Here is a 14,952-nt window from a genome sequence, read left to right on the forward strand (position 1 = left end):
GAGCACTATCTCGTTGACAGGTCACATGCACCGCTGTGAAACGATGCTCCCGTGACGTCTTCCCTGATCCTGATCCTCATCGTCGTCGCGGTCGTGCTGATCGCCGCGCTGGTGACCGGCGTGGTGCTGACGCGTCGCCGTCGCATCAGCCTGACCCAGAAGGAGGAGACGCCGCGCCCGGCCGGCTACCAGGCCTCGTCCGGCTTCTCGCTCGCACCGGCCGCGCCGGACGCGTCCGAGGCGGAGGCCGTCGCCCACGCCGAGGCGGAGGTGGTCGCCGAGCCCGTCGCGCCCGTCAAGCCCGTCTCACCCGTCAAGCCCGTCCCACCCGTCGCGCCCAAGCTCGTCGAGCCCGTCGCGCCTGAGCCCGTCGCACCGGTCGACCACCCGGTCGCCGACCGCACCGAGGTCGACGGCCAGCCCGGTGTGGGTGACGACGCCTCCGTGCCGCGCGACTCGGTCAAGCGCGGTTTCGTCGAGGTCGACCTCCCCGAGGAGGCCTCCGAGATCGAGGAGATCGAGCCGACCGCCGGGCGCCTGGAGCGCCTGCGCGGCAAGCTCGCGAAGTCCCGCAGCGGCTTCGGCTCGTCCCTGCTGGGCCTGCTCGGCGCCGGCGACCTGGACGAGGACTCGTGGCAGGACGTCGAGGACACGCTGCTGATCGCGGACCTGGGCGCCGCCACCACGACCGAGATCGTCGACACGCTGCGCACGAAGATCGCCTCCACCGGCGTGCGCACCGAGGCCGAGGCACGTGCGCTGCTGCACTCCGTGCTGGTCGCGGCGCTGGACCCGTCGATGGACCGCTCCCTGAAGGCGCTGCCGCACGCGGGCAAGCCGGCCGTGCTGCTCGTCGTGGGCGTCAACGGCGTGGGCAAGACCACCACCACGGGCAAGCTCGCGCGTGTGCTGGTCGCCGACGGCCGCACGGTGCTGCTGGGTGCCGCGGACACGTTCCGCGCCGCTGCCGCGGACCAGCTGGAGACGTGGGGCAAGCGCGTCGGCGCGGAGACCGTGCGCGGCCCCGAGGGCGGCGACCCGGCCTCGGTGGCGTTCGAGGCGGTCAAGCGCGGCGTGGACACCGGCGTGTCCACCGTGCTGATCGACACCGCGGGCCGCCTGCACACCAAGAAGGGCCTGATGGACGAGCTCGGCAAGGTCAAGCGCGTCGTCGAGAAGCAGGCCGTGGTCGACGAGGTCCTGCTCGTGCTCGACGCGACCACCGGGCAGAACGGCCTGACGCAGGCACGCGTGTTCGCCGAGCAGGTCGCCATCACCGGGATCGTGCTGACGAAGCTGGACGGGACCGCCAAGGGCGGCATCGTGTTCCAGGTGCAGCGGGAGCTGGGCGTGCCGGTGAAGCTCGTCGGGCTCGGGGAAGGCGCGGACCACCTGGCCCCGTTCGAGCCGGGCGCGTTCGTGGACGCGCTGCTGGGCTGAGGTCCCTCAGGCGGTGGCGGTCTGGTCCGCCAGCTTCTTCGCCACCGCCAGCACCTCCGGCAGGATGCGGTTCACCGCGTCCTTCGTCAGCCGCCCCTCCGGCCCCGACACCGACACGGCGGCCAGCGTCGGCCCGCCGATCACCGGCACCGCGATGCAGCGCACCCCCAGCTCCTGCTCCGACTCGTCCAGCGCGTACCCCCGCGCGGAGATCTCGTCGAGCGAGTCCAGCAGCTCCGCGGCGTCCGTGATCGTGTTCGGGGTGTAGGCCGGGAGGCCGGTGCGTTCCAACAGCGCGCGCACGTCGTCGCGGGGGAGCTGCGACAGCATCGCCTTGCCCACGCCCGTTCCGTGCGGCAGCAGCCTCCTGCCGACCTCCGTGAACATGCGCATCGAGTGCTTCGACGGCACCTGCGCCACGTAGACGACCTCGTCGCCGTCCAGCACGGCGAGGTTCGCCGTCTCCTCCACCGAGTCGACCAGGGCCGAGAGGAACGGGCGGGCCCAGGTGCCGTACTGGCGGGAGGCGGTCTCGCCGAGGCGGATCAGGCGCGAGCCGAGGGTGTAGCGGCGGTTGCTGTTCTGGCGCACGTAGCCGAGCGTGACGAGGGTGCGGATGAGACGGTGGATCGTCGGCAGCGGCAGGCCGGAGGACACGGCCAGCTCGGACAGCGACGCCTCACCGCCGGCGTCGGCGAGGTGTTCGAGCAGGTCGAAGGCACGCTGCAGGGACTGCACGCCACCTGTGGACACGTGCGGCTCCTTCCGTTGCCGTTCCGCAATGCAGAAACTATAGTCCACACAGCAAAACCGAGAGAGGTGGCTCCAGGTGCAGGTCCTCACCGCAGAGGCTCTTGAGTTCGTCGCGAAGCTGCACGAGGCGCACGCCGCGCGCCGCGACGAGTTGCTCGCCCGCCGCAAGGACCGCCGGCCGCTCGGCTTCCTGGAGGAGACCAGGGACGTCCGCGAGGGCGAGTGGCAGGTCGCGCCGGCGCCGGAGCCGTTGCGGGATCGCCGGGTCGAGATCACCGGGCCCACCGAGCGCAAGATGACGATCAACGCGCTCAACTCCGGGGCCAAGGTGTGGCTCGCGGACCTGGAGGACGCGAACACCCCGCACTGGGACAACGTGGTGCAGGGGCAGGTGAACCTGTACGAGGCGGCGCGCGAGACGATCGAGTTCACCTCGCAGGAGGGCAAGGAGTACCGGCTCAAGGGCGGGCCGTACCCCACGATCGTCGTGCGGCCGCGCGGGTGGCACCTCGACGAGCGGAACCTGCAGTTCGGCGGGAAGAACGCCGTCGGCGCGCTCGTGGACTTCGGGCTGCACTTCTTCCACAACGCGGAGCTGGGCAAGCCCTACTACTACCTGCCGAAGATGGAGTCGCACCTCGAAGCGCGGCTGTGGAACGACGTCTTCACCACGGCTCAGCAGCTGCTGGGCGTCCCGCACGGCACGATCCGCGCCACGGTGCTCATCGAGACGATCCCCGCCGCGTTCGAGATGGAGGAGATCCTCTACGAGCTGCGCGACCACGCGTCGGGGCTCAACGCCGGACGGTGGGACTACCTGTTCAGCGTCATCAAGTACTTCCGGGACGCGGGCGCGGACTACGTGCTGCCGGACCGCAACAGCGTCACGATGACGGCGCCGTTCATGCGCGCGTACACCGAGCTCCTGGTGAAGACCTGCCACAAGCGCGGTGCGTTCGCCATGGGTGGCATGGCGGCGTTCATCCCCAACCGGCGCGACCCGGAGGTCACGGAGAACGCGCTGCGCAAGGTGCGCGAGGACAAGACGCGCGAGGCGAACGATGGTTTCGACGGGTCGTGGGTGGCGCATCCTGACCTCGTGCCGATTTGCCGTGAGATCTTCGACGGGGTGCTGGGCGACCGGCCCAACCAGGTCGACAAGCAGCGCCCGGAGGTCAGCGTCACCGCGGAGCAGCTGCTGGACTTCACGTCGGCGGGCGGCGCGGCGACGCGGGCCGGGCTGGAGAGCGCCGTGGACGTCGGCGTGCGGTACATCGCGTCGTGGCTGGGCGGCAACGGCGCGGCGGCGATCCACAACCTGATGGAGGACGCGGCCACCGCGGAGATCAGCCGGTCGCAGCTCTGGCAGTGGGTCCACAACTCCGTCGTGCTCGACGACGGCACCCCGGTGACCGCCGACGTGGTCCGCGAGGTGCTGGACCGGGTCAAGGGCGGGGTCGAGGGCGAGCACGTCGCCGCGGCGGCCGAGCTGTTCGAGCAGGTCGCGCTGTCCGACGACTTCGTCGACTTCCTGACACTGCCCGCCTACGAGCGCATCTGATGTACGAGACATCCCTGTCGCCCGACGACGTCGCACGGGTCACGGCGCGGTTGTCCACTGTGGAGCGCAAGGTGCCGGTGGGCCGTCAGCCCGTGCACACGTGCTACGTGCCCGCCGGCCGCCTCATCGGGTCCACGGTCGACGACTGGGGCCGCGAGGCACTGGAGTCCATCGACGAGGAGCTGCTGCCGGAGCTGCCCGACGGCGTGCTCGACCGGGTCCGCGCGAAGCTGCGCCGGGAACCGGTCGAGGACCTCAGGATCGACTTCGAGGACGGCTACGGCGCGCCCGAGGACGACGTCGAGGACATGGACGCCGAGAGCACGGCGCACATCGTGTCCCGCTGGCTGGAGAACGGGACCGCGCCGCCGTCGTTCGGCGTGCGGATCAAGTCCTTCGACACCAGGGCGTCGCGCGAACGCGGGCTGCGCACGCTCGACATCTTCCTGACCGCGCTGGAAGAGGTCCCGCCGGGTTTCGTGATCACGTTCCCGAAGGTCACCTCCGCCGAGCAGGTCGAGGTGTTCGCGGACGTGCTCGACCTCTTCGGCGGCGACCTGCGGTTCGAGATCCAGGTCGAGACCGCCCGGTCCGTCGTGGACGACCAGGGCCGGCTCGCGATCCCGGGGTTCATCGCCGCGGGACGGGGCCGGGTGAGCGGCCTGCACTTCGGGACCTACGACTACACCGCGGACTGCGGGTTGCCTGCGGCGCAACAACACCTGGCGCACGGTGCGTGCGACTTCGCACGGCACGTCATGCAGGTCTCCGCGGCGGGCACCGGCGTGCGGCTGTCCGACGGGTCGACCAACGTGCTGCCGGTCGGCGAGCAGAAGCAGCACGGCTGGCTGACCCACTACGAGCTGACCAGGCGGTCGCTGGAGCACGGCTTCTACCAGGGCTGGGACCTGCACCCGGCGCAGCTGGTCACGCGCTACGCGGCCGTGTACGCCTTCTACCGGGAGGGGCTGGCCGCGGACGCCCGGCGGCTGGAGGACTACGTGCGGCGCGTCGCCGGCGGTGTGCTGGACGAACCCGCGACCGCTCGGGCGTTGTCGGCGTTCTTCCTCCGCGCGGTGGACTGCGGGGCGCTCGACCCGGCCGAGGTGCACGCGGCGACGGGCCTCGACGAAACAGCGCTGCGGGGGCTCGCCGCCCGGTCGGACTGACCGGTGCTCGCCCGTTCAGGTGGTTCTGGCAGCGGGTGTCGACGGGTGTGGGCAATGGGTGCAGGGTGGCTCCCATGAGCATGCGAGCCGGCCTGTGGACCGGGCTGCCGGACCTCGACGCGGCGGAGCACAGGTACCAGGTCGTCGCGTGCGCAGCGGATGTGGACACCCTGATCGGGCTGTTGGGGCGGCCGGAGTGCAACGACGGGTCGCTCGACCACTTCGGCCGGCCGCTCACCCCCGAGGGGGATCCTGACCACAACGTCGTGCTCGCCGTCCGCGGCGGGTGGGGCTACCTGTACTACGTCGACAACGAGTTCATGGGCTGGCCGAAGGGCTCGCCAGAGGCGCCGTACGTGAACGAGAAGTACACGGACTTCCCGCCCGGCGTGGGGGTTCCGCTCGGCCTGTACCGGCAGCTGCTGGTGGAGTTCATGACCACGGGGAAGCGGCCGACCGGGGTGGACTGGTACAGCGAGTCCGACCTGTTCCACTCCTGGCGCGACCAGCAGATGTCGCTGCGCTCGTCCGAGAACCGGTGACGCCCGGCTGAACGCTGGTTCAATGGCTCCATGAAGGCCGTGGTGATCGGTGGGGGAATCGCCGGCTTGCTCGCCGCCAGGGTGCTGACCGAGACGTGCGACGACGTGGTGGTCCTGGAACGCGACGAGCTGTCCGGCGAACCGGAGTACCGGGCCGGGGTGCCGCAGGGCAGGCACGTGCACGGGTTGCTGGTGCGCGGCGGTGAGCTGCTGGAGGAGCTGTTCCCCGGTCTGCGCGAGGAGCTGGTGCTGGCCGGTGCGGAGCTCGCCGACGCGGGGGACATGCGAATCCTCAACCCGCTCGGCTGGCTGGCCGCCGCACCCACGGGCATGCCGCTGCTCTCGCTCAGCCGCCCGCTGCTGGAGACCCGCATCCGCCGCCGGGTCACGGCGCAGTTCATGACCGGTGTGCACGTCACCGGGCTGTCGATGCGCGACGGCGTCGTGGACGGCGTGCTCACCCGCGCCGGCCGGGTGGACGCCGATCTGGTGGTCGACGCGTCCGGCCGGTCGTCGAAGCTGCGGGACTGGCTCGCCGCCGCGGGGATCACCACGCCGGAACCCGAGGTGGTCGACTCCCGCACCGGGTACGCGACCCGGACCTACACCGCACCGGCGGACTTCCCGGTGGTGTACGCCGAAAGCCTGTCCGCACCCGACCTGCGGCGCGGGGTCGCGGCGATGCGCGTCGAGGGCGGCCGGGTCATGGTGACCGCGCAGGGCGCCGCCGGTGACCACCCGCCGCGCGACCCCGAGGGCTACCGGGAGTTCCTGGGGTCGTTGCGGGTGCCCATCACGGAGCTGCTCGCCGGCGCGGAACCGCTCACGCCCGTCTACCTGTTCGCCCGCACGGCCAGCCGCCGCAACGCCTTCGAGGACACCGCGCGGTGGCCGGGCGGGCTGGTGGCGGTGGGCGACGCGGTGTGCGCGTTCAACCCCGTGTACGGCCAGGGGATCACCGTCGCGGCGATGGAGGCGCTGTTGTTCCGCCGCCACGGGGACTTCAGCGCCAAGGGCTGCCGGGACTTCCAGCGGCAGGTCGCGCGGACCACGCGGGGGACGTGGGCGATGTCGAGCAACGCCGACCGCGGCTGGGTGGGAACCAAGCGCGGTGGCCTGCTCGGCTGGTACCTGAAGAAGTGGCAGGTCGGGATCGTGCACGACCCCGACCTGTTCCGCCGCTTCCTCCGGGTCGTGCACATGGTCGCGCCGCCCGCGAGCCTGTTCACCCCGGTGGTGTTCAGAAGGCTGGCAAAGTACTCCAGGCTCGACCGGCGCCGGGGGCGTCGTCCCGCAGCACCGACCCCTCGATGAGGCCGTACGGGCGGTCGGCGGCGTAGAAGACCTCGTTGTCGTTCTCCAGGCCGAACGGGCTGAGGTCCACCGGGAAGTGGTGCTTGTTCGGCATGGAGAGCCGCACCTCCGCGACCTCGGGCCGGGTGTTCAGCACCGCCTCGCCCATCGCGTAGAGGGTCTGCTGCAACGACAGCGAGTGCTTGTCCGCGAACGTCCTCAGCATCGTCGAGCGGATCTCGGTGAACGACGTCGCCCAGTCCACGTCCGTGCCGGTGTACCGCCAGCGCGCGGTCACCGACGTCGCGAGGATGCGGTCGTCGGTCTCCTTCAACGTGGTGTACGGGTCCTTCGGGTAGCCGTGGAACTCCGACCCGGTCGACTTCAGCACCACCAGGTCCCGCAGGCCGGAGACGACCCACGCCTGCGCGCCCTCGATCGTCACGGCCGTGGTGCGCTTCTCGTTCGAGCCCTGCACGAACGCGTGGTCGTGCCCGTCGATGCGGTTCCACGAGTGCTCGTCGACGAGGATCCGCGCACCGGTGATCGGTTCCTGCGAGCCGACGAAGTGCCGGCCGAGCCGCAGCGCGAAGTCCTCGACCTCCCCGACCGGCGCCTCCTTCGCGAAGGCGTAGACGGTGTTCTTCTGCGTGTCGGTGGCGAGCACCTTGGCGTTGTCGCCGGTGAGGTGCGTGTCGGCGAGGTCGCCGCGCAGCGAGGTGCTGACGGTCAGATCCCTGATGGTGTGCACCGAACCGTTGCGCGACACCGTGACGAGGCGGTTCTCCGCCTTGCCGTACTGGTTGGGGCCCAGGACGATGGCCATGTCGATCAGCTCCCGATCAGCTTCTGCAGCCGCAGCGCGGCGATCTTCGCGAGTTCGTCGTTGACGACGCGGAGTTCGACGTCCGGCGGGTTGTCCATCCGGGAGGACAGGTCGTCGAGCACCTCCGCACCGCTCAGGCCGGTCGCGCACACCAGGTAGATGTGCCCGAACCGATCTTCGTACGCGGCGTTCGCAGCCGCCAGGCGATCAGCCTCACCGCTGTCCACACCGGACTGTTCCGACCGCGACCACCTCGCCGACACCCCGCCACCGCGCTGTCGTTCGCCGATGCGCGGGTGCCCGGCGATGGCACCGAGCACCTCCTCGTCGGAAAGCCCTTGTGCGGCAACCGAAGAAGCCGCGAGGAGCGCATCGACCGACGCGTACGGCCGGCCGTTCAGGATCGCGTCGACCCAGCGGGGTACCGCGAGGCACTCGGTGAGCAGGGGGCGGAGTTCCGACTCCGGGGCGCTGTTGAAGCTCTCCACGGCTCTCCAAGTTTCTACATCGCGGAATTGAACTTCCACATTCTTGACCTGAGGCTCGCGGAATGTCTAGTGTCTCCGTTGTACGGAATCTAACTTCCGCTATGTGGAAGGAATCGCCGAAGATGTTCGACGCAAACCTGTCCATGCTCTTCACGGAGCTGCCGTTGCTGGAACGCCCGGCAGCGGCGCGAGCCGCCGGGTTCGACGCGGTCGAGATCTGGTGGCCGTTCGCGGACGCCGTACCGGAGACGCGCGAGGTCGAGGCGTTCGAGAACGCGATCGTGGACGCGCGGGTGCGCCTGGTCGGCCTGAACCTCTACGCGGGCGACATGGCCGCAGGGGACAGGGGACTGGCGAGCTGGCCGGGCCGTGAGACGGAGTTCCGCGCGAACGTCGAGATCACCGCGGCCATCGCGGGCCGGCTGGGCTGCCGCACGCTCAACGCGCTGCACGGCAACTTCGAGACCACCGCGCAGACGATCTCCCACTACCGCTTCGCCGCCGACGTCGCGGCGGAGATCGGCGCGCAGGTCGTGGTCGAACCGCTGAGCGGCGCGCCGCGGTACCCGATCAAGACCGCCCGGCAGGCGTTCGACCTGATCGACGAGGTCGACCGCGGCAACGTGAAGCTGCTCGCGGACCTCTACCACCTCGCCACGAACGGCGACGACCTCGACGCGCTCGCCGGCCACGTGGACCGCATCGGTCACGTGCAGGTCGCCGACGCTCCCGGACGCGGTGAACCCGGTACCGGTGAGCTCGACCTCTTCGGGCACCTGCGGAAGCTCCGCGCCAACGGCTACACCGGCTTCGTCGGCGCCGAGTACAAGCCCGTCACCCACTCCTTCGCGTGGAGGGACCAAGCATGACGAAGATCGGTTTCATCGGCCTCGGCATCATGGGCAGCCCGATGGCGGCCCACCTGGTGGCCGCGGGGCACGACGTGACGGGCTTCGACCTCAGCCCGGCCTCGCTCGACAAGCTGGTCGCGGACGGCGGCAAGGACGCGTCGTCCGCACAGGAGGCCGTGAGCGGCGCTGAGGTCGTCATCACGATGCTGCCGAACCACCCGCAGGTCGAGGCCGTCGTCGACGAGGTGACGTTCGACGACGGCGCGTTGCTGGTCGACATGAGCACGATCCGCCCGTCCACCTCGATCGACATCGCGCGGAGGATGGCGCACGTGCGGGTGCTCGACGCGCCCGTGTCCGGCGGTCAGACCGGCGCGGTGCAGGCGTCGCTCAGCATCATGGTCGGCGGTGAGGAGCGGGACTTCGCGGCCGCGCGGCCGTTCCTGGAGGTCGTCGGCAAGACGGTCGTCCACGTCGGGCCGCACGGCGCCGGGCAGGTCGTGAAGGCCGCCAACCAGCTGATGGTGGGCGGCATCTACGCCCTGGTCGCCGAGTCGATCGTGCTGCTGGAGGCGAGCGGTGTCGACCCGAAGGCGGGCCTCGACGTGCTCGCCGGCGGTCTCGCCGCGAACCGGATCCTCGACCTCAAGCGCGAGTCGATGATCGCCCGCGAGTTCCAGCCCGGCTTCCGGATCGACCTGCACCACAAGGACATGGGCATCGCACTGGACGCGGCACGGGCCGCCGACGTCGCGCTGCCGGTCACCAACCAGATCGCCGCACTGGTCGCGGCGGCCCGCGCGCAGGGGTACGGCTCACTCGACCACTCCGCGCTGCTCAAGGTCATCGAGAACTTCGCGGGAAGGGCCTGACAGATGCCGAAGATCCCCGTCATGCAAGCGGTCGTCGAGGTCCTCAGGTCCGAGGGCGTCGACGTCGTGTTCGGCTGCCCCGGCGCCGCGATCCTCCCGCTGTACAAGGCGATGGAGGAAGACGGCGGCATCGAGCACCTCATCGTGCGGCACGAGGAGGGCGCCACGCACATGGCCGACGGCTGGTCGCGCACGACCGGCAACGTCGGCGTCGCGATCGGCACCTCGGGCCCGGCCGGCACGAACATGATCACCGGGCTCTACACCGCGCAGGCCGACTCCGTGCCGATCCTGTGCATCACCGGCCAGGCCGCGGTCTCCAAGCTGCACCAGGAGGCCTTCCAGGCCGTCGACATCGTCTCGATCGCCGCGCCCGTCACGAAGTGGGCGGTGCAGGTCAAGGAAGCCGCGCAGATGCCGTGGATCTTCCGCGAGGCGTTCCGGATCGCCCGCTCCGGCCGGCCGGGTCCGGTGCTGATCGACCTGCCGATCGACGTGCAGAAGCAGGAGATCGAGTGGGACTCGACGATCGACGAACCGTTGCCGGTGCAGCGGAGCGCTCCGAGTGCCGCACGGGTCGAGCGCGCGCTGGAGATGCTGCTGGCCGCCGAACGCCCGCTGCTGCTCGCCGGTGGCGGTGTCGTCCTGGGCGAGGCGTCCGCTGAGCTGCTGGAACTGGCCGAGCTCCTGCAGATCCCCGTCCAGGCCACGCTGATGGGCAAGGGCGCGCTCGACGAGGACCACCCGCTCTACGCGGGCATGACCGGCATCCAGACCTCGCAGCGCTACGGCAACGCGTCGTTCCTGGAGTCGGACCTGGTGCTGGCGCTGGGCGCGCGGTTCGGCGACCGGCACACCGGCGACCTCGCGACCTACCGCGGTGACCGCAGGTTCATCCACGTGGACGTCGAGCCGACCCAGATCGGCAAGGTGTTCGGGCCGGACCTCGGGATCGTCGCGGACGCCAAGCTGTTCCTGCGGGCCCTGCTGGACGAGGCGAAGCAGCACGGTCCCCGGGAGAAGGGCGCCTGGGTCGAACGCTGCCAGGAGCTCAAGCGGACGCTGCTGCGGCGCGAGGACTTCGACACCGTGCCGGTCAAGGCGCCGCGGGTGTTCAAGGAGATCAACGAGTTCTACGGCCCGGACACCTACTTCGTCACCGCGATCGGGCTCTACCAGATCTGGTCCGGCCAGCACCAGAAGGCGCACAAGCCGCGGCACTACCAGGTCTGCGGCCAGGCCGGCCCGCTCGGCTGGGAGATCCCGGCGGCCATCGGAGTGAAGAAGGCGAGGCCGGACGCCGAGGTCGTCGGCATCGTGGGCGACTACTCGTTCCAGTTCCTCGTGGAGGAGCTCGCGGTCGGCGCGCAGTACGACGTGCCGTTCGTGCTGATCATGCTGAACAACGAGTACCTGGGCCTGATCCGGATGGCCGAGGACCACGGCGGCTACGACATGAGGTACGAGGTCGACATCCACTACGACACCACGGGCTCGGACAACGTCAAGATCATGGAGGCCTACGGCTGCTCCGGCGTCCGGGTCGCCGACCCCGGCGAGATCCGCTCCTCGCTGGAGTGGGCCCGCAAGGAGGCCGACCGCACGTCACGGCCGGTGCTCGTGGAGATCATGATCGAACGCGAGGGCAACACCGCCAACGGCACGTCCATCGCCGCGATGCACGAGTACGAGCCCCTCCCGTGACCGGTTCCGAGGTCACGCGGGAGTCCCGCGTTCCCCTCAGGGACACGCGGGGCCCTTTCGTACCCCAGGAGAGTACGAAAGCTCCCCGCGTACTCATTGCGCCGGACAAGTTCAAGGGATCGCTCACCGCTCCGCGGGTCGCCGCTGCCGTCGCGCGCGGCCTGCGGGAGGCGGCCCCTGGTGTGGACGTGCGTTGTCTGCCGGTGGCCGACGGCGGTGACGGCACGGTCGACGCCGCCGTCGCCGCCGGGTTCGTCCGCGTCGGGCGCTGGGTCACCGGACCGGTCGGCGAGCCGGTGCCCGCGTCGTTCGCGGTGCGGGACCGGACCGCCGTGGTGGAGGTGGCCTCGGCGGCCGGGCTGACGTTGCTCGCCGAACCCGCTCCGCTCGACGCCACCAGCCACGGCGTCGGTGAGCTGCTGAGAGCCGCGCTGGACGTCGGCTGCACGACGGTCGTGCTCGGGCTGGGCGGCAGCGCCTGCACCGACGGGGGTGCGGGCATGCTCGAAGCGCTCGGGGACACCTCGTTCGACGGCGTCGACCTGGTGCTCGCTTCGGACGTGGACAACCCGCTGCTCGGACCGTCCGGTGCGGCCGCCGTCTACGGCCCGCAGAAGGGGGCGTCACCCGAGCTGGTGGAGCTCCTCGAAGAACGGCTGGCGGCGTTCGCGCAGCGGACCGGACCCGAGCTCGCGGACCGGCCGGGAGCCGGAGCGGCCGGCGGGATCGGGTTTGCGGCGCTCTGCCTGGGCGGCCGGTTCCGGCCGGGCATCGAGGTGGTGCTGGAGCTGGCCGGGTTCGCCCGAGCGGTCGCGGACGCGTCGCTGGTGATCACCGGCGAGGGCTCGCTGGACGCCCAGACCAGGCACGGGAAGGCGCCGTACGGGGTCGTGCGGGCCTCCGGTGACGTGCCGGTGGTCGCGGTGGCAGGGCAGTGCTCGGTCGAGCCCGGTGACCTGGGGTTGAAGGCCGCCTACGCGCTGCTGGACGTCGAACCGGACCTCACCCGGTGCCTGGCGCGGGCGGAGGAGCTGCTGGTGGGTCTCGGTGGTCGCATCGCGCGCGACTGGGTGTCAGAGTGAGGGACATGGACCTGGTGTTCCGCGCCCGCAGGGTGGTCACCCCGCAGGGCGAGATCGCGTGCGACGTCGGTGTCGCCGACGGCCGGATCGTCGCCGTCGAACCGTTCATCGAGTCGCCGAACGTCGTGCGCCTCGCGGACGACGAGGTGCTGCTGCCCGGTCTCGTCGACACGCACGTGCACGTCAACGACCCCGGCCGCACCGAGTGGGAGGGCTTCGAGACCGCCACCCGCGCGGCGGCCGCCGGTGGCGTCACCACCATCATCGACATGCCGCTCAACAGCATCCCGCCGACCGTCGACGTCGCGGCGCTGGAGACCAAGCGCAAGGCCGCGGCCAACGTCTCGGTGGACGTCGGGTTCTGGGGCGGGATCGTCCCCGGCAACCTCGACGACCTGAAGCCGTTGCACGAGGCGGGCGTCTTCGGCTTCAAGTGCTTCCTGCTGCACTCGGGCGTCGACGAGTTCCCCGCGGTGACCGTGCCGGAGCTCGACGTGGCGTTGCGGCGGTTGGCGGCGCTCGACGCGTTGACCATCGTGCACGCCGAGGACGCGCACACGGTCCGCGACTCCGAGCCGGACTACGCGGGGTTCCTCGCGTCCCGGCCGCGCGAGGCCGAGAACAAGGCGATCAGCGACGTCGTCGAGCTGACCCGCAAGACCGGCGCTCGCACGCACATCCTGCACCTGTCGTCGTCGGACGCGTTGGCGATCCTCGGGGCCGCGAAGCGGGAGAGCCTGCCGATCACCGCGGAGACCTGCCCGCACTACCTCACGTTCACCGCCGAGGAGATCCGCGACGGGCAGACGGAGTTCAAGTGCTGCCCGCCGATCCGCGAGGAGGTCAACCGCGAGGCGTTGTGGCAGGGCCTGCGCGACGGCGTGGTCGACCTCGTCGTGAGCGACCACTCGCCGAGCACCGCCGAGCTGAAGGCCGGCGACTTCGCCACGGCATGGGGCGGCATCGCGTCGCTGCAGCTCGGCCTGCCCGCGGTGTGGACGGGCGCCCGCGACCGCGGTTTCCGGCTCACCGACGTCGTGCGCTGGATGGCGGCGCACCCGGCACGACAGGCCGGGCTCACGACCAAGGGCGCCGTCGAGGTCGGCAAGGACGCGGACCTCGTGGTGTTCGCACCGGACCAGACGTTCGTGGTGGACCGGAACGCGCTGCACCACCGCAACCCCGTCACGCCCTACCACGGGCGCGAGCTGCACGGCGTGGTGCGGCAGACGTGGTTGCGCGGCAAGGAGACCGGCACGACCCCCGGCAAGCTGCTACGCAGAGGAGAAGCATGACGGAGTGGACCCGGCTGCCCGACCTCGCCTCGCGCGCGGTCGGCGGCGGTGTGGTGTGGGCGAACGACGAGCTGTTCGCAGAGCGGGAGAACCTGGTCAAGCCCGCCGAGCCGGTCTACCAGGTCTACACCTTCGGTCACAAAGGACAGATCTACGACGGCTGGGAGACCCGGCGCCGCCGGGAGCCCGGTGTCGACCAGGCCGTGGTCCGGCTCGGCATGCCCGGCGTGGTGCGCGGGATCGTCGTCGACACGGCGTTCTTCAAAGGCAACTACCCGCCGTTCTGCTGGGTCGAGGGCGCCCAGGTCGACGGCTACCCGGCGGCCGACGAGATCACCGGGTGGTTCCCGCTGGTCGGACGCTCGCCGCTCCAGGGCGACGAGAAGCACTTCTTCGACGTCACCGAGCACCGCCGCGTCACGCACGTCCGCCTCACCATCGACCCGGACGGCGGAGTCGCCCGGTTGCGCGTGCACGGTCAGCCGGTCGCCGACCCGCGCCTGCTCGTCGGCGGCGTCGACCTGGCGGCACTGGAGAACGGCGCGGTCGTCGTGGGGTGCAGCAACATGTTCTACAGCTCGCCCAACAACCTCATCGCCCCCGGTCAGGCGACGGTGATGGGTGAGGGCTGGGAGACCGCGCGCCGCCGCGACGACGGCAACGACTGGGTGTCCGTGCAGCTCGCGGCGGCCGGCGTGGTGCGGCTGGTCGAGCTCGACACCAGCCACTTCAAGGGCAACGCGCCGGGCTGGGCATCGGTCAGCGGCTGCGACGCGCGCCGGGACCCGGACGCGTGGTTCGACGTGCTGCCGCTGACCCGGCTGCAACCCGACACCCGGCACCGGTTCCTCGTGGACGCCCCGGAGGTGACCCACGCGCGGCTCGACATCCACCCCGACGGCGGGATGGCAAGGCTCCGTCTGCTCGGTACCCCTACGAGTGACGGCCTAGCTCACCTGCGGACGGTGTGGTCTGAAACGACCAACTGAGGGTGGTTGTCCGACTACGGTCTGATTCGCCCCCATACTTCGGTCGGTTGTACGGATCACACGAACGGTGGAAGCGTTTCCTCTCGC

Annotated in this window: 14 protein-coding genes; 11 read left to right on the forward strand and 3 right to left on the reverse strand. The window is 70.8% G+C overall.

Going from position 1 to position 14,952, the window contains the following annotated elements; translation table 11 throughout:
* Nucleotides 1-51 precede the first annotated feature (51 nt).
* Nucleotides 52-1,440, forward strand: coding sequence for a signal recognition particle-docking protein FtsY (ftsY, locus tag ACZ7CD_RS10210; RefSeq protein ID WP_470370786.1), 1,389 nt, complete (start codon nucleotides 52-54; stop codon nucleotides 1,438-1,440).
* Between the two features lie 6 nt (nucleotides 1,441-1,446).
* On the opposite strand, the gene ACZ7CD_RS10215 is transcribed toward ftsY, so the two are convergent.
* Nucleotides 1,447-2,193, reverse strand: coding sequence for an IclR family transcriptional regulator (locus ACZ7CD_RS10215; RefSeq protein WP_360391053.1), 747 nt, complete (start codon nucleotides 2,191-2,193; stop codon nucleotides 1,447-1,449).
* Between the two features lie 76 nt (nucleotides 2,194-2,269).
* On the opposite strand from ACZ7CD_RS10215, the gene aceB reads away from it, so the two are divergent.
* The 4 genes from aceB (at nucleotide 2,270) to ACZ7CD_RS10235 (ending at nucleotide 6,779) form a co-directional block, all read left to right on the forward strand.
* Complete coding sequence (aceB, locus tag ACZ7CD_RS10220; protein ID WP_360391050.1) at nucleotides 2,270-3,754, forward strand: malate synthase A; 1,485 nt, start codon at nucleotides 2,270-2,272, stop codon at nucleotides 3,752-3,754.
* Nucleotides 3,754-4,923, forward strand: a complete 1,170-nt coding sequence (locus ACZ7CD_RS10225; RefSeq protein ID WP_360391047.1) for a DUF6986 family protein — start codon at nucleotides 3,754-3,756, stop codon at nucleotides 4,921-4,923. Before aceB ends, ACZ7CD_RS10225 begins: the two co-directional genes overlap by 1 nt.
* Nucleotides 4,924-4,997: 74 nt before the next feature.
* Nucleotides 4,998-5,465 carry an Imm1 family immunity protein gene (locus ACZ7CD_RS10230; protein ID WP_470370785.1) on the forward strand — a complete coding sequence of 156 codons (468 nt, stop codon included), beginning with the start codon at nucleotides 4,998-5,000 and terminating at the stop codon, nucleotides 5,463-5,465.
* A gap of 30 nt (nucleotides 5,466-5,495) precedes the next feature.
* On the forward strand, nucleotides 5,496-6,779 hold the full coding sequence (locus ACZ7CD_RS10235) for an FAD-dependent oxidoreductase (protein ID WP_470370784.1): 1,284 nt from the start codon (nucleotides 5,496-5,498) through the stop codon (nucleotides 6,777-6,779).
* Here the strand turns inward: ACZ7CD_RS10235 and pucL are convergent.
* Together pucL and uraD are read right to left on the reverse strand one after the other, a co-directional pair.
* On the reverse strand, nucleotides 6,706-7,584 hold the full coding sequence (gene pucL, locus ACZ7CD_RS10240; RefSeq protein ID WP_360391040.1) for a factor-independent urate hydroxylase: 879 nt from the start codon (nucleotides 7,582-7,584) through the stop codon (nucleotides 6,706-6,708). The two genes, ACZ7CD_RS10235 and pucL, sit on opposite strands and share 74 nt — an antisense overlap.
* Before the next feature lie 5 nt (nucleotides 7,585-7,589).
* Nucleotides 7,590-8,072: a 2-oxo-4-hydroxy-4-carboxy-5-ureidoimidazoline decarboxylase gene (gene uraD / locus ACZ7CD_RS10245; RefSeq protein WP_470375415.1), complete on the reverse strand. Its 483-nt coding sequence runs from the start codon at nucleotides 8,070-8,072 to the stop codon at nucleotides 7,590-7,592.
* 122 nt (nucleotides 8,073-8,194) lie between these two features.
* On the opposite strand from uraD, the gene ACZ7CD_RS10250 reads away from it, so the two are divergent.
* The 6 genes from ACZ7CD_RS10250 to alc all read left to right on the forward strand — a co-directional run bounded on the left by ACZ7CD_RS10250 (nucleotide 8,195) and on the right by alc (nucleotide 14,865).
* The gene (locus ACZ7CD_RS10250; RefSeq protein WP_360391034.1) at nucleotides 8,195-8,941 is read left to right on the forward strand and encodes a hydroxypyruvate isomerase family protein; all 747 of its coding nucleotides are present in this window, start codon (nucleotides 8,195-8,197) and stop codon (nucleotides 8,939-8,941) included.
* On the forward strand, nucleotides 8,938-9,795 hold the full coding sequence (locus ACZ7CD_RS10255) for an NAD(P)-dependent oxidoreductase (protein WP_470370783.1): 858 nt from the start codon (nucleotides 8,938-8,940) through the stop codon (nucleotides 9,793-9,795). Before ACZ7CD_RS10250 ends, ACZ7CD_RS10255 begins: the two co-directional genes overlap by 4 nt.
* 3 nt (nucleotides 9,796-9,798) lie before the next feature.
* Nucleotides 9,799-11,499, forward strand: coding sequence for a glyoxylate carboligase (gene gcl / locus ACZ7CD_RS10260; RefSeq protein ID WP_470370782.1), 1,701 nt, complete (start codon nucleotides 9,799-9,801; stop codon nucleotides 11,497-11,499).
* Nucleotides 11,500-11,594: 95 nt separating this feature from the next.
* Nucleotides 11,595-12,581 carry a glycerate kinase family protein gene (locus ACZ7CD_RS10265; protein ID WP_470378901.1) on the forward strand — a complete coding sequence of 329 codons (987 nt, stop codon included), beginning with the start codon at nucleotides 11,595-11,597 and terminating at the stop codon, nucleotides 12,579-12,581.
* A gap of 5 nt (nucleotides 12,582-12,586) precedes the next feature.
* A complete protein-coding gene (gene allB / locus ACZ7CD_RS10270) occupies nucleotides 12,587-13,876 on the forward strand; it encodes an allantoinase AllB (RefSeq protein WP_470370781.1) in 1,290 nt (429 codons plus the stop codon).
* A complete protein-coding gene (gene alc / locus ACZ7CD_RS10275; RefSeq protein WP_470370780.1) occupies nucleotides 13,873-14,865 on the forward strand; it encodes an allantoicase in 993 nt (330 codons plus the stop codon). Before allB ends, alc begins: the two co-directional genes overlap by 4 nt.
* Nucleotides 14,866-14,952: the final 87 nt, after the last annotated feature.

The organism is Lentzea sp. NPDC036949 (assembly GCF_055608075.1).

Coding starts and splice junctions, on each gene's coding strand:
- ACZ7CD_RS10225 (WP_360391047.1), top strand. CDS start 3,754: ATGTACGAGACATCCCTGTCGCCCGACGACGTCGCACGGGTCACGGCG.
- ACZ7CD_RS10230 (WP_470370785.1), top strand. CDS start 4,998: ATGAGCATGCGAGCCGGCCTGTGGACCGGGCTGCCGGACCTCGACGCG.
- ACZ7CD_RS10235 (WP_470370784.1), top strand. CDS start 5,496: ATGAAGGCCGTGGTGATCGGTGGGGGAATCGCCGGCTTGCTCGCCGCC.
- pucL (WP_360391040.1), bottom strand. CDS start 7,584: ATGGCCATCGTCCTGGGCCCCAACCAGTACGGCAAGGCGGAGAACCGC.
- ACZ7CD_RS10250 (WP_360391034.1), top strand. CDS start 8,195: ATGTTCGACGCAAACCTGTCCATGCTCTTCACGGAGCTGCCGTTGCTG.
- ACZ7CD_RS10255 (WP_470370783.1), top strand. CDS start 8,938: ATGACGAAGATCGGTTTCATCGGCCTCGGCATCATGGGCAGCCCGATG.
- gcl (WP_470370782.1), top strand. CDS start 9,799: ATGCCGAAGATCCCCGTCATGCAAGCGGTCGTCGAGGTCCTCAGGTCC.
- allB (WP_470370781.1), top strand. CDS start 12,587: ATGGACCTGGTGTTCCGCGCCCGCAGGGTGGTCACCCCGCAGGGCGAG.
- alc (WP_470370780.1), top strand. CDS start 13,873: ATGACGGAGTGGACCCGGCTGCCCGACCTCGCCTCGCGCGCGGTCGGC.